12 protein-coding genes and 1 pseudogene are annotated in these 13969 nt (G+C 73.2%); 4 read left to right on the top strand and 9 right to left on the bottom strand.

Annotated features, from left to right (window positions below; all coding sequences use genetic code 11):
• Positions 1–119: 119 nt before the first annotated feature.
• A complete protein-coding gene (locus IG84_RS0127650; protein WP_031062670.1) occupies positions 120–668 on the bottom strand; it encodes a GNAT family N-acetyltransferase in 549 nt (182 codons plus the stop codon).
• Positions 669–754: 86 nt separating this feature from the next.
• The gene (locus IG84_RS0127645; protein WP_031062668.1) at positions 755–1978 is read right to left on the bottom strand and encodes a beta-ketoacyl-[acyl-carrier-protein] synthase family protein; all 1224 of its coding nucleotides are present in this window, start codon (positions 1976–1978) and stop codon (positions 755–757) included.
• 228 nt (positions 1979–2206) lie between these two features.
• On the opposite strand from IG84_RS0127645, the gene IG84_RS0127640 reads away from it, so the two are divergent.
• Positions 2207–3166 (top strand): D-2-hydroxyacid dehydrogenase family protein, encoded by a 960-nt coding sequence (locus IG84_RS0127640; protein WP_031062665.1) that lies wholly within the window; start codon positions 2207–2209, stop codon positions 3164–3166.
• A 58-nt stretch (positions 3167–3224) separates the two neighbouring features.
• Positions 3225–5810: a valine--tRNA ligase gene (gene valS, locus IG84_RS0127635; protein WP_031062663.1), complete on the top strand. Its 2586-nt coding sequence runs from the start codon at positions 3225–3227 to the stop codon at positions 5808–5810.
• Between the two features lie 2 nt (positions 5811–5812).
• On the opposite strand, the gene IG84_RS0127630 is transcribed toward valS, so the two are convergent.
• The 4 genes and pseudogenes from IG84_RS0127630 to IG84_RS0127615 all read right to left on the bottom strand — a co-directional run bounded on the left by IG84_RS0127630 (position 5813) and on the right by IG84_RS0127615 (position 8704).
• Positions 5813–6382, bottom strand: a complete 570-nt coding sequence (locus IG84_RS0127630) for a histidine phosphatase family protein (RefSeq protein WP_031062661.1) — start codon at positions 6380–6382, stop codon at positions 5813–5815.
• 150 nt (positions 6383–6532) lie between these two features.
• Positions 6533–6943: pseudogene (locus tag IG84_RS0127625) on the bottom strand (GNAT family N-acetyltransferase); the annotation flags it as partial.
• Between the two features lie 119 nt (positions 6944–7062).
• Positions 7063–7260, bottom strand: a complete 198-nt coding sequence (locus IG84_RS0127620; protein WP_031062657.1) for a DUF1918 domain-containing protein — start codon at positions 7258–7260, stop codon at positions 7063–7065.
• 214 nt (positions 7261–7474) lie between these two features.
• The gene (locus tag IG84_RS0127615; RefSeq protein ID WP_078649474.1) at positions 7475–8704 is read right to left on the bottom strand and encodes a glycoside hydrolase family 10-like protein; all 1230 of its coding nucleotides are present in this window, start codon (positions 8702–8704) and stop codon (positions 7475–7477) included.
• Between the two features lie 253 nt (positions 8705–8957).
• On the opposite strand from IG84_RS0127615, the gene IG84_RS0127610 reads away from it, so the two are divergent.
• Together IG84_RS0127610 and IG84_RS0127605 are read left to right on the top strand one after the other, a co-directional pair.
• Positions 8958–9815, top strand: coding sequence for a 3-hydroxybutyryl-CoA dehydrogenase (locus IG84_RS0127610; protein ID WP_031062654.1), 858 nt, complete (start codon positions 8958–8960; stop codon positions 9813–9815).
• A gap of 383 nt (positions 9816–10198) precedes the next feature.
• Entirely contained in the window at positions 10199–10456 is a 258-nt protein-coding gene (locus IG84_RS0127605; protein ID WP_031062652.1) for a hypothetical protein, read from the top strand.
• Positions 10457–10535: 79 nt separating this feature from the next.
• Here IG84_RS0127605 and IG84_RS0127600 read toward each other — a convergent pair whose 3' ends face one another.
• The 3 genes from IG84_RS0127600 to IG84_RS0127590 form a co-directional block, all read right to left on the bottom strand.
• Positions 10536–11066 (bottom strand): NUDIX hydrolase, encoded by a 531-nt coding sequence (locus IG84_RS0127600; RefSeq protein ID WP_031062649.1) that lies wholly within the window; start codon positions 11064–11066, stop codon positions 10536–10538.
• 50 nt (positions 11067–11116) lie between these two features.
• A complete protein-coding gene (locus IG84_RS0127595) occupies positions 11117–12454 on the bottom strand; it encodes an NsdA family TPR-like regulatory protein (protein WP_031062647.1) in 1338 nt (445 codons plus the stop codon).
• 114 nt (positions 12455–12568) lie between these two features.
• Entirely contained in the window at positions 12569–13753 is a 1185-nt protein-coding gene (locus tag IG84_RS0127590; RefSeq protein ID WP_031062646.1) for a PP2C family protein-serine/threonine phosphatase, read from the bottom strand.
• Positions 13754–13969 lie beyond the last annotated feature (216 nt).

Raw genomic sequence — 13969 nt, 5'->3', positions numbered from 1 at the left:
CTCATCGATGGCATGACTATACGGACCACAGCACTTTTATGCAACGCGGTATGCGGGCGGCGGGGCGAGTGGACACGGGGAGGGCCCGCCGCCCCGGTGAGGGGCCGGGCGCCGGGCGGTCAGAGGCCGAAGGTGGCCGCGTACTGGATGACCCCGGCGGGGACCGGGCGTGCGGGATCCGTGCCGGGGGCGTCCAGCGGGAGGGCCATCAGTGCCTCGTCGGGGACCTCCATCGGGGCGCTGATCGCCCAGTGGGAGGCCGGGCGGAAGCCGAACCGGGGGTAGTAGCCGGGGTGCCCGAGTACCACCACGAGGTGCTCGCCCCGTGCCCGGGCGGCGTCGAGCGCCGCGTGGACGGCCGCGGAGCCGGCCCCGCGGCGCTGGTGCGCGGGCAGCACCGCGCACGGGGCGAGCGCCAGCGCGGGCTGCCCGCCGATGTGGCAGCGGGTGAGCAGCGCGTACGCGGCCACGGTGCCGTCCGGGGTCTCCGCCACCCAGGAGAGGCCGTCGAGCCACGCGCCGGGGTCGGCGCGCAGCGCGTCGACGAGGTCGGCCTCCTCGGCGGTGGGGAACGCGGCGAGGTTGACCTCCCGGACGGCGACGGCGTCACCGGGCGCCTCGGGACGGGTGCTCCAGGAGGGGGAGGTCGTGGGGGTGCTGGTCGTCATGGGCGCCATTCTTGGTGACGGGCGGTCCCGGAAGCCACGGAGATACGGGGCGGCGCCGCTCCGCCGCCGTGCCGACCCGGGTGGGGTCAGGGCGCCGGCGTGAAGACCAGCGACGCGTTGTGGCCGCCGAAGCCGAAGGAGTTGGTGAGGGCGGCCGGCACGGCGGCCCGGCGCGGGGCGCCGGTGACGACGTCGAGCTTCACCTCCGGGTCGAGCGTCTCGACGTTCGCGGTGGCGGGCACGACGCCGTCGCGTACCGCGAGGATCGTCGCGAGCGCACCGAGGGAGCCCGCCGCGCCGAAGAGGTGACCGGTCATCGACTTGGTCGCGGTGACGGCCGGGTGGGTGCCGATCGCCTCGGTGACCGACTGCGCCTCGGCGAGGTCGCCCTTGGGCGTGGAGGTCGCGTGGGCGTGCACGAGCCCGATGTCCTGCGGCGCGAGCCCGGCGGCGTCCAGCGCCCGGCGCATGGCCCGGACCTGGCCCTCCGGGTGCGCGGCCGTGATGTGGAAGGCGTCCGAGGTGACGCCGGCCCCCGCGAGCGTGGCGTGGGCGCGGGCCGACCGGGCGGCGGCGAACCCGGCGCGTTCCAGTACCACCACGGCCGCGCCCTCGCCGATGACGAAGCCGTCGCGGTCCACGTCGAAGGGGCGGGACGCCCGCTGCGGCTCGTCGTTGCGCGTCGAGTGGGCCTTGGCCTGCGCGAATCCCGCCATCGTCAGCGCGCAGACACACGCCTCTGCGCCGCCCGCGACGACCACGTCGGCGCGGCCGAGCCGGATCAGGTCCAGGCCCATGGCGATCGCCTCGGCCCCGGACGCGCAGGCGCTGACGGGCGTGTGGGCGCCGCCGCGGGCGCCGAGTTCGATGCTGACCCAGGCGGCCGGGCCGTTCGCCATCAGCATGGGGACGGTGTGCGGCGACACCCGGCGCACGCCGGACGCCTCCAGCACATCGTCCTGGCCCAGCATGGTGAGCGCGCCGCCGGTGCCCGTGCCGATCACCACGGCCAGCCGCTCCGGGTCGACCTCGGGCGTGCCCGCGTCGGCCCATGCCTCGCGCGCCGCGACGAGCGCGACCTGTTCGCAGCGGTCCATGCGGCGGGCCTGCACCCGGTCCAGTACCTCGGTCGGCTCGACCGCGAGCCGGCCCGCGATCCGGCCGGGCAGCGCGGCCGCCCACTCCTCCTCGAGCGGGCCGATGCCGGACTGCCCGGCGAGCATCGCGTTCCAGGTCGACGCGGCGTCCCCGCCGAGCGGCGTGGTGGCGCCCAGGCCGGTGACCACGACGTTGTCGGTGTTCATGCTCATGAGCGAGCTCCGTTTGTAGTAGAGATACAACGCCCCGTGCGGCCGATGGGTGCACCCACGGGGCGAGTCGTCGACTCGTCAGCCACTCTGCCAAGGCGATTGGGGAGATACAGGTGGCCTGATCAACGGAGTCCGCCGTTGAGATATTGTGGAGTCTCCACACAACCAGGAGCAAGATCGACAAGGGAACGACCGGCCGGGGGCCGGGTCCGGACAGGAGGGGCTGGGATGAAGCTGCGGTGTGCGGTGCTCGACGACTACCAGGGCGTCGCGCTGTCCATGGCGGACTGGAGCGCGGTGGCCGGGGACGTCGACGTGCGCGTCGTACGGGAGTACATCGGGGACCATGAGCGGCTGGCCGAGGCGGTCGGGGACTGCGAGATTCTCGTCGTGATGCGGGAACGCACCCCGTTCCCCGAGGAGTTGTTCGCGCAGTTGCCCCGACTGCGGCTGCTGATCACCTCCGGTATGCGCAACGCCGCGATCGACCTGGAAGCGGCGGCCCGGCACGGCGTGACCGTGTGCGGTACGGCCAGCAACTCCGAGCCGCCGGTCGAGCTGACCTGGGCGCTGCTGCTCGGCCTGGCCCGCGGCCTGGTCCCGGAGAACACCGCGCTGCGGGAGGGCGGGCCGTGGCAGAGCACGGTGGGCGCCGATCTGTACGGGCAGCGGCTCGGACTCCTCGGGCTGGGGAAGACCGGGGCTCGAGTGGCGGCCGTCGGCCAGGCGTTCGGGATGGACGTGGTCGCGTGGAGCCGGAACCTCACGGACGAGCGGGCCGGGGCGGCGGGCGTCCGGCGGCTGCACACGAAGGAGGAGCTGCTGGAGAGCAGCGACTTCGTCTCCGTGCACCTGGTGCTCGGGGAGTCGACGCGGGGGCTGCTCGGCGCCGCGGAACTGCGGCGGATGCGGCCGACGGCGTACCTCGTCAATACCTCGCGGGCCGCGATCGTCGACCAGGACGCACTCGCGGAGGCGCTGCGCGGCGGGTGGATCGCGGGCGCGGGGGTCGACGTGTTCGACGAGGAGCCGCTGCCCGCCGGCCATCCGTACCGGTCGCTGCCGAATCTGCTGGCCACACCGCACCTGGGCTATGTGACACGGCGGAATTACGAGGGGTACTTCCAGCAGGCGGTGGAGGACATCGCGGCGTTCGTGGCGGGGGCGCCGGTGCGGCAGCTCGGCTGAGGGCCCACGGGAAAATTGCCGGGCGGGGGACGCGGGGGCGTCACTAGCATGGGCCCGTATGACGCTCCCTCAGCCTCCTCATCGCCCCAGCGGCGTTCCCGAGCGGCCCGTCCTCGACGGGCTGGAAGAGAAGTGGTCCTCCCGGTGGGAGGAGTCGGGCGTCTACGTATTCGACCGGTCCGCCGAGCGCGGCCGGGTCTTCTCGATCGACACCCCGCCGCCCACGGTCAGCGGCTCCCTCCACATCGGCCATGTCTTCTCGTACACGCACACCGACGCGGTCGCCCGCTACCAGCGGATGCGCGGCCGGGAGGTCTTCTACCCGATGGGGTGGGACGACAACGGGCTGCCGACCGAGCGGCGCGTCCAGCACCACTTCGGGGTGCGCTGCGACCCGTCGCTGCCGTACGACCCGGACTTCACCCCGCCCGAGAGGCCCGGCAAGCACCAACTGCCCATCTCGCGGCGGAACTTCATCGAGCTGTGCGAGCGGCTGACCGCCGTCGACGAGCAGGCTTTCGAGGAGCTGTGGCGGCGCCTCGGCCTGTCGGTCGACTGGACGCGGACGTACCGCACGATCGGGGACACGGCGCGGACGGTCTCCCAGTACGCCTTCCTCCGGAACCTCGCGCGCGGCGAGGCGTACCCGGCCGAGGCGCCCACGCTGTGGGACGTCACGTTCCGTACGGCGGTCGCCCAGGCCGAGCTGGAGGACCGGGAGCGGCCCGCCGCGTACCACCGACTGGCGTTCGCGGGTACGGGCGAGGCCACCGGCGCGCCGCTCCTCGTCGAGACGACACGCCCCGAGCTGCTGCCCGCCTGCGTCGCGGTCGTCGCGCATCCGGACGACGCGCGCTATCAGGAGCTGTTCGGGAAGACCGTGCGCACCCCGCTCTTCGGAGTCGAGGTGCCCGTCCTCGCGCACCGGCTCGCCGACCCGGAGAAGGGCACCGGCGCCGCCATGATCTGCACCTTCGGCGACACCACGGACGTGACGTGGTGGCGCGAGCTGGCGTTGCCGACCCGCCCGGTCATCGGCTGGGACGGCCGCTTCGCCGCCGAGCCGCCGGCCGCGCTGGAGAGCGAGCGGGCCCGGGCGGCGTACGCGGAGCTGGCCGGGGCCACCGCGTTCACCGCCCGCGAGCGCGTCGTCGCCATGCTGCGGGAGAGCGGCGAGCTGATCGGCGAACCGCGTCCGGTCACCCACCCCGTGAAGTTCTACGAAAAGGGCGACAAGCCGCTGGAGATCGTCACCACCCGCCAGTGGTACCTCCGCAACGGCGGCCGCGACCGGGAGCTGCGCGAGGAACTGCTGCGGCGCGGCACGGAGCTGCGCTGGCACCCTGACCGGATGCGCGTCCGGTACGAGAACTGGGTCGGCGGCCTGAACGGTGACTGGCTGATCAGCCGGCAGCGCTTCTTCGGCGTGCCGATCCCCGTCTGGTACCCGCTGGACGGCACGGGCGCGCCGGACTACGACAAGCCCATCGTCCCGGACACCGCGGCGCTGCCCGTCGACCCGAGCGCCGAGGCGCCGCCCGGTTGCACGGAGGCGCAGCGCGGCGCCCCTGGCGGCTTCATCGGTGACCCGGACGTCATGGACACCTGGGCGACCTCCTCCCTCACCCCGCAGATCGCGGCCGGCTGGCCGGCCGACCCCGACCTGTTCGGACGGGTCTTCCCGATGGACGTCCGGCCGCAGGCGCACGAGATCATCCGTACCTGGCTGTTCTCCACCGTCGTCCGCGCGCACGCCGAGCACGGCACGCTGCCCTGGCGGCACGCCACGATCTCCGGCTGGATCCTCGACCCGGACCGCAAGAAGATGTCGAAGTCGAAGGGGAACACCGTCACACCGCTGGACCTGCTGGCGCGGCACGGATCCGACGCGGTGCGGTACTGGGCGGCGAGCGGGCGTCCCGGCACGGACACCGCGTTCGACACCGGCCAGATGAAGATCGGCCGCCGGCTGGCCACCAAGATCCTCAACGCGAGCCGGTTCGTCCTGAGCTTCCCGCCGGTCCCGGAGGGCACGCCGGTCACCGAGCCGCTGGACCGGGCGCTGCTCGCCGCCCTGGCCACCACGGTCGAGGAGGCCACCGCCGCCTTCGAGGACTTCGACCAGGCCCGCGCCCTGGACCACACCGAACGGTTCTTCTGGCGCTTCTGCGACGACTATCTGGAGCTGGTGAAGGACCGGGCGTACGGGGCGGAGGACGCGGCCGGTGGTACGGGGGCCGGGGCGGCCTCGGCCCGGGCCGCGCTCACCACCGCACTGGACACCCTCCTGCGCCTCTTCGCGCCGGTGCTGCCGTTCGTCACGGAGGAGGTCCGGTCGTGGTGGGCCGCCGGCTCGGTGCACCGCGCGCCCTGGCCGGAAGCGGACCCGCTGCGCGCGCTCGCGGGCGGCGCGGACCCCGCGCTGCTCGACACGGCGACGGAGGTCCTCACCGCGGTCCGCCGGGCGAAGTCCGCGGCGAAGGTGTCCATGCGGACGGAGGTGACGGGCGCGGTGATCACCGGACCGGCCACGGCGCTGGAGGCGTTCGCCCTGGTCGCCGCGGACGTCCGCGCGGCGGGCCGGATCGCTCGCACGGACCTCTCCCCCGGCCCCGCTCCCCTCACGGTCGACGTCACGCTCTGAGATCAGGACGACAGGACCAGGGTCCAGGAGCCCGGGTGGCCGTGCAGGGCGGTGACGGAGAGGGGGAGGACGTCGAGGCGCCAGTACGCGTGCGGCGGGACCTTGAGGGCGTAGATGAGGGCGGCGCGGATCACGCCGGGTTCGGCGACGGCGAGGGCGCTGCCGCCGTCGCCGACCGGGCGGGTGTCGAGCCAGTTGCCGACCCGGATGATGAACGCGAGCAGGGACTCGCCGCCGTGCGGGGCCGCGCGCGGGTCAGCCAGCCAGGCGTCCACGGCCTGCGGCTCGGCGGCCGCCACCTCGCGCAGCGTGCGCCCGCGCCACCGGCCCATGTCGCAGTCGCGCAGCGCGGGCTGCACCAGTGGGGTGAGGCCGAGGAGCTCGCCGGTCTCGCGACTGCGGGCCGAGGGCGAGCAGTAGCGGAGCTCGGCGGCGGCCAGCGGGCTCAGGGCGGGCGCCGACCGCTCGACCTCGTGCCACCCCATCGCGTCCAGCGGCCGGTCGTCGTCGAAGCGCGCTTCGAGCAACGAGGAGCTGCGCCCGGCGGCGACCAGCGTGAGGCGAACAGTCATTCGGTGATGGTAAGAGCGCTCTCGCCGCCGGGAGCTCCTGAAGTCACATATTTATGGGGCATGTTCGGCATTGGCGGCCGGAGCGTGATGTTCCGCCCCGGACACCGCGGGCTGCGCCCCGTCCGAGGCCCCGAGCGCCCCTTCCGGAGCCCCGAGCGTCATCCACTTCTCCGTGTCCGCGACCCGCCGGAAGCCGACGCGCTCGTAGACGCCGTGCGCGTCCTCCGTGGCGAGCATGATCCGGCGCAGTCCGCTGGGCGCCAGGTGGTCGCGGACGGCGGCGGCCAGCGCGCCGCCCAGCCCCCTGCCGCGCGCGGCGCGGTCGATGTAGACGTCGCAGAGCCAGGCGAAGGTGGCATGGTCGGTGACCACCCGCGCGTACCCGACCTGGCGGCCCGAAGCCGTCTCGTACACCCCGAAGTTGAGCGAACCGGCGAATGCCCGGTCCTGCTTCTCGCGGGACCGGCCGAGCGCCCAGTACGCGTCCGTGGCCAGCCAGTGGTGGACCAGATCGCGGTCCAGGCGCGCGGGGTCGGTGGAGATCACATAGCCCTCGATCATGGCCGGAGCCTGGCACACGGGCACGGGACCGTCGAGCGGATTTCCGGCACGGGAAAGGGGCCCCGCGGTCTCCCGCCGGGCCCCTTCCCTCGGTCCCTGTCAGTCGCTGTCTGTCGCCGTCAGTCGCCGGTCGGCTTCTCGTGCCGTACGACGGTGTCGGGGCCGGGCGACATGATCGTTTCGTGGCCGTCCTGGAAACGGACGCGGTACGGCGGGGTCCCACGGTCCCCCAGTACTTCGACGACCTCGGCAACCCGGTCGTGCTGGCCGACGGTCCTGCCGTGCATCAGCAACCGGTCGCCTTTCTGGGCCTCCATCAGAGATGACCTCCGTCCGGATGGTCGGGATGCGCCCGGACATGCCGGCACGCAGTCGTCGCGGGCGCTGAGCCGTGCCGCTGGGGGGAGCCGCGCGCCCTTACGGCCAGTTTAGGCCCGGAGGCCGTTCCGGGCGCCGCTCGCGATCGGCCATCGGCGTACCGGGGCCGTGCCGGCCGGGTCCCGGGGCGGTGCCGGCCGCCGTCCCGCCCGGTCAGCGCGGTGGCCGCACCCGTGACGGATAGTGATCGGCCACCACCCTCGCCATCGCCCCCGTACGGTCCGTGGCCACCTCCTTCGCGGAGAAGTAGACGTTGCCGCGCACCTGCCGGTAGCCGGCGTCGAAGGTGAGGTGGCGGGAGAGCTCTTTCGGGTTCTGCCAGGGTGCCGGCTGGGCCGGGTCGCCGGCCTTGTAGAGCGCCTCGCCGATGTAGAGGTGCACGCGGGTGCCGTCCACGGTCCGGGCCCACCAGGGCACGAGCTTGGCGTAGTCGGCGGCGGCGAAGCCGATGTTCCAGTAGACCTGCGGAACGACGTAATCCAGCCACTCCTCGCGGACCCACTTCCGGGTGTCGGCGTACAGATCGTCATACGTCTGTACGCCCGCTCGGGTGTCGGAGCCCGTCGGGTCGGTGGCCTGGTTGCGCCAGACCCCGAACGGGCTGACGCCGAAGCGGGCCGTGCGCCGGGTGCTGCGGACCCGCTCCCCCAGCTCGCGCACCAACTGGTCGATGTTGTCGCGGCGCCAGCTCGCCCGGTCCGGGAAGCCGTCCCCGTACTCCTCGTACGCCGCGTCGTCGTCGAAGACCTGGCCCGCGACCGGATAGGGGTAGAAGTAGTCGTCGAAATGGACGCCGTCCACGGGGTAGCGGCGCACCGCGTCCATGATCGCGTCGAGGACGAAGGCGCGGACCTCCGGCAGGCCGGGGTTGTAGTAGAGCTTGCCGCCGTAGGGCAGCACCCAGTCCGAGTGCAGCCGGGCGGGGTGGGTGGGGACGAGTTTCGCGGGGTCGGTGTGGTTGGCGACGCGGTACGGGTTGAACCACGCGTGCAGCTCCAGGTCGCGCGCGTGCGCCTCGCGGACGGCGAAGTCCAGCGGGTCCCAGCCGGGGTCGCGGCCCTGGACGCCGGTGAGGTACTGCGACCACGGCTCGTACGGGGAGGGCCACAGCGCGTCGGCGGTGGGGCGCACCTGGAAGATCACCGCGTTCAGCCGGGCGGCGGCCGCCTTGTCGAGGTAGGCCACCAGCTCGGCCTGCTGCTGTTCGGCGGTCAGGCCCGGCTTGGAGGGCCAGTCGCGGTTGGCCACGGTCGCCAGCCACATCCCCCGGAACTCCGGCCGGCGGTCGGCCGCGTCGCCCCTCCCCCGCCCGTGACCTGCGCTTTCGGCAGGGTTCCCGGCCCCGCCCGGTGTGCTCGCCGCCGCGCCCGGCGTCCACAGCATCGAGGACGCCGCCCCGAGCGCCGCCACCGTGAAACCCCTCCGCGTGACGCTTCTCCGGGCAAATGCAGCTATTCCGCCTATTCGCTGTAGTCGCATACCACCACCCCTTCCGTCCGGTGCGTCCGGCTCTCCTCGCTCAGAATGCCCGCCCCGCCCGCCCCTGCGCACCAGCGCGCGGAGTAACGTCGGGGCCGAGGCGGGCGTCGGACCCTTACGGCCCCCGCCGGTCCCGAAGATCAGCGAAAGGCACGATGTGACCGACATCGAACGCGTCGGAGTGGTCGGCTGCGGCCAGATGGGCGCCGGCATCGCCGAGGTATGTGCGCGGGCCGGCCTGGAGGTCATGGTCGCCGAAACCACCGGCGAGGCCCTGGAAATCGGCCGCACCCGCCTGACCAACTCCCTCGGCAAGGCGGCCGAGCGCGGCAAGATCACCAGCGCGGAGCGCGACGCGACGCTCGGCCGGCTCAGCTTCACCACCGACCTCGGCGAATTCGCAGGCCGCGACCTCGTCATCGAGGCGGTCGTGGAGAACGAGCAGGTCAAGACCGAGATCTTCCAGGTGCTCGACCAGGTCGTCACGCGCCCCGACGCGATCCTGGCCTCCAACACCTCCTCCATCCCGCTGGTGAAGCTCGCCGTCGCGACCTCCCGCCCGGAGCAGGTCATCGGCATCCACTTCTTCAACCCGGCGCCGGTGCAGAAGCTGGTCGAGATCATCCCGGCGCTCACCACCGGCGAGGAGACCATCAAGCGCGCCGAGGCGCTGGTCCAGGACCACCTCGGCAAGCACGCCATCCGCGCCCAGGACCGCTCCGGCTTCGTCGTCAACGCGCTGCTGATCCCGTACCTGCTCTCCGCGATCCGGATGTTCGAGCAGGGCACGGCGAACCGCGAGGACATCGACAACGGCATGGAGCTGGGCTGCGCCCACCCGATGGGTCCGCTGAAGCTGGCCGACCTGATCGGCCTGGACACCGTCGCCTCGGTCGCCGCGTCGATGTACGAGGAGTTCAAGGAGCCGCTGTACGCCGCTCCCCCGCTGCTGCAGCGGATGGTCGACGCGGGCCGACTGGGCCGCAAGACGGGCTCGGGCTTCTACCCGTACTGAGCGCCTGATCCACGGGGGCGCCGGACGGCATCCTGAAGGCGTGGGCCGTCCGGCCGTCCGCCGCCGCTCGGGGGAAAGACGGCGGTCGGACACCGCCGGCGGGCGCCCGTTCCGCCGGCTGTCGCCCCCGTGGCCCTGTTGAGTCAACTCCTCGGCCGCCTTGGTCGGCACCGTGTGAAAGGGCCCGGTTCGGGTGCGCTCTTCGCACCCCGTGTGAAGTCCGCGCATCCCTCGCCGCGTCCTCGGCCGCACTGGATTCACACGGGGTGTGCGGCGTTGACACGCATATTCCTCCCGCACACTCTCCCGCCCAGCCCCATAAGCCAGTTCACTGTCTGTAGTACGAAAAACACCGAGTTTCCGAGAGGAATGAGGAGCGGACAGTGACCGCCCACCCTGAAACCGACCTGGTGGCCACCGATGTGGCGGAGCTGAGGCGCTGCTGTGACGTGCGCACCGCACGCGTCGACGGCCAGCTCGCCCTGCTTGCGCAGCGCACCGAGAGTTACGAGCGGGACGCGGAGGAGCTGGCCAGCAGGCTCACCCGCATCGAACACGGACGGTGGCCACTGCCGTCCGTCGCCGCGCTCACCGGGCTCGCGGCCCTGGCGGTCGCCGTGTGGCAGGTACTTGCGAGCTGACCGGTGACCCGCGCCACGTGACCCGACCGGCGCCGGGCGGCGCCCGCCCAAGTCCCTGACGGGCGCGCCCGGCCGGGGGTCAGCCCAGACGGAGGTGGTGCAACATCAGCAGCGCCGCCGCCATGTTGGCGGCCGGCACCTCACCCCGCGCCACCATGTCCGGCACGAGCTTGAGCGGTACCCACTCCCGCCGGTCGGACTCGAAGTCGTCCTCGGGGTCGCCGACGTACTCGGCCCGGTCGGACCAGTAGATGTGGTGCACGGCGTCCGTGAGGCCGTTGGACGGCTCCACGGACAGCAGATGGGTCAGGGGGCCGGGCCGCCAGCCGGTCTCCTCCTCCATCTCACGGGCGGCCGCGACGGCGACGTCCTCGCCGTCCTCGACCACCCCGGCGGCCAGCTCCCAGCCCCAGGTGTCGGTGATGAAACGGTGCCGCCACAGCAGCAGCACCTCGTTCGCCTCGTTGACCACCGTGGCCACCGCTACGGCCCGCATCCGGATCAGGTAGTGGTCCAGATGCCGCCCGTCCGGGAGTTCCACGTCAGCGAGGTTGACCCGGAACCAGCGGTTCTCGTACACGGTCTGCTCCATGAGATTTTTCCATCGCACGTGCCTGCCACCTTCCGCCGAAGAGATGGCACGTGGACACGAGCCATCCGTCAGAGCGGAACGCGCAACGCCTCATCGATCAAGTCGGCCGCGGCGTCGGTGGCGCTGCTTCCGGTTCCGGCAAGGAGTTCGCGTACCGCCCGCAGGCGGTCACGTAACCGCTGCGACTCCATGCCCCGTGCCTGTTCCGCCATCTGCGTCGCGCTGGCCACGGCCTTTTCGGTCTCTCCCTGTCTCAGCTCGATGTGCGCGAGGATGGCGAGCCGGTGCACCCGGCCGCGGTCGTGCGCGGGGGTGTCGACGGCGGCGGTGGCCTGTTCCTGTGCGGCCCGCAGGTCGCCCAGGCTCAGCAGTGCCTCCGCCACCTGGACGTTGACCAGGCCCGGCTGGACGTAGCCGGTCTCGTCGGGCTCCAGGCCCGGCCGGATCCGCTCCGCCGCGGCCTCGGCACGGCGGATACAGGACAGCGCGCCGGCGCCGTCGCCCAGCCGCGCGTACGCCTTCGCCTGCATCGCGTACAGATCGGTGGCCAGCGCCGCGGTGATCTGCGGGCCCGCGGCGCGCAGTGCCGCCTCGGCGAAGGCCACCGCCTGGCGGTACTCGCGGGTGAAGAGCGACTGGTTCACCAGCAGCGCGATGATGTACGCGCCGAGCCCCCGGTCGCCGCTCGCCTTGGCCAGCCGCAGCGCCTGGTGGAAGTAGCGCTGCGCGAGCCCGAAGGCGTCCGAGTCGTACGCGCAGATGCCGGCCACGGCGACCAGCCCGCCGGTGGCGCGGTGCAGTTGACGGCCCGTGGCGTCGGTGTAGCTGCCGCGCAGCAGCGGCGCCGCCTCGTTGTTGAGGAAGCCGACGATGCGCGCTCTGGTCGCCACCCCGCCGGCCTTGCGGTACATCTGCTCGTAGTGCGTGCGCGCCGAGCGCAGCATCTCGATGTCGGCCATGGACACCCGGGTCAGGCCGCTGCGCGAGACGTCGGAGTCCTCCGGTGGGTTCTCCCACTCCCATACGGGCATGACCGCCGAAGTACCGGTCAGTGCGGGCGCGCTGAGGACGTGCGGGCGCTGCTGCTCGTCGGAGCGCCACAGCGCGGTGGCCCGCTCGACGAAGCCGGAGAGCGGGGTGTCGGCGGCGCGGCGGGTGCCGGGCCGGCTCAGCCCGATGTCGTCCAGGCCGACCGGGCGGTGCAGCCGGTCGCTGAGGATCTCGCAGATCAGGTCGGGGACCTGGCCGCGCGGCCGCTGGCCCTTCAGCCAGCGGGCCACGGCGGTGTGTTCGTACCGCAGGGACAGGCCGCGCCGGCGGCCGAGCTGGTTGATGTGCACGGCCAGCCCGGCGTGCGAGATGCCCGCCTCGTCCAGAATCGCGTCGAGCAGGGTATTGGGCTCCATGGCCCCCTCCTGGTCCGCGCCCTCGCCCGTCGCGGGCGCGCTTCGCCTCATCACCAGCGTAATCAGCGGGAGTTCACACGGGGTGTGAACGGCGGGGGCCCGTACGGCGAGGGGTCACGCGGGGACGTGCGGGCGGTCCTCGGCGAGGGCCAGCAGGGCGACGTCGTCGGTGAGCCGGCCGCCCGCATGCCGGACGATGCGGTCGCGCACGGCGGCGACGAGGGCGCGGGGCGCGAGCGGGGGCGGCGCCGCCCCGGACAGACACGCGAGCAGTTCCGCGTGGAGCGGGAAGAACGCCCCGTGCGCGTCACGGGCGTCCTCGGCGCCGTCCGTGTACAGCAGCAGCCCCTCGCGGCCGGCCAGCCGCCCGGAGAGCGGATGGAGCCGGTCAGGGAGCGGGAACAGGCCGAGCGGGGGCAGCGGTTCGTCCTGCGCGACCGGCTCGGCCGTACCGCTGCTGAACCGATACGGCCAGGGGTGACCGCAGTTCAGTGCGGTGTACTCGCCGCCCTGCGCGACCTGGAGGAGCAGTACGGTGACGAACTCCTCGGCCATCCCCGCGTCTTCGGCTCCTGCGCCTTCCTCCGGCGCGGGACCGCCGCGCCCGGCCAGGTGCCGGGCCAGCGCGCGGTCCAGGCAGCGTAACACCCCGGACAGTTCCGGCTCGTCGTGTGCGGCCTCGCGGAAGCAGCCGAGCATGGCGGAGACCGTGCCGACGGCCGGGAGGCCGTGGCCGCGCACGTCGCCGATGACGACCCGCAGGCCGTACCGCGTCGGCACCGCGTCGTACAGGTCCCCGCCGATGAGCGCGCCCTCGCCCGCCGACAGATGCCCGGCGGCGACCCGGATCCCGCCGATCCGCTCCGGCAGCGGGCGCAGCACGAGCCGCTGCGCCGCCTCCGCGACGTCCCGGGTGCGCGCGAGCTCGCGGAGCAGCCGCGCCCGCCGCCCCGCCGTCAGATAGCTGGCCGCGACCACGACGAGGATGGCGGCGCAGGTGCCCAGCCGGGTCGCGGGCGCGGTGTCCTGGCCGGCGGCGCCGAGCGGCACGAGGGCGATCAGCGCGCACAGGCCGCCGAGCACGACGCACTCCCGGCGGCCGGTGCCGGCGCAGGCGATGGCCGGTGCGGCGGCGAGTAGTTGGAGCGGCTGGGCGTGGCCGGTACCGGCCAGCTCCCAGGCGAGGATGGCGGCCACCCAGATCCCGGGGAGGACGAGGACGAAGAGCCGGCGGACGAAACCACCGAACGTTTCTCCGGCCACGGGCGGCAGCGGCCGCCACGCCCAGGTGCGGTTCATCCGGATGGTCTCCCTCGCCCGTACCCTCGCGTGGTCGCATGCCGGCGCATAAATGCTCCGCAGCGTGATCGATTCTGGCGAGGCGGGGTGGCGGGACCCCCGTCCAGCGCCGCCCTCTCACCCCATTGAGTGACACCCGGAGTTGACGCCTCCGCGGCCCTGGAAGCGCGAGGGCGGTGGCTCGACCGAGGTCGAACCACCGCCCTTGCGGTGTCG

The sequence above is a fragment of the Streptomyces ochraceiscleroticus genome (assembly GCF_000720485.1).
Lineage (GTDB): Bacteria > Actinomycetota > Actinomycetes > Streptomycetales > Streptomycetaceae > Streptomyces > Streptomyces ochraceiscleroticus.
Note: the sequence above shows the minus strand (reverse complement) of the source record. Positions and strands in the feature narration are given on the sequence as shown.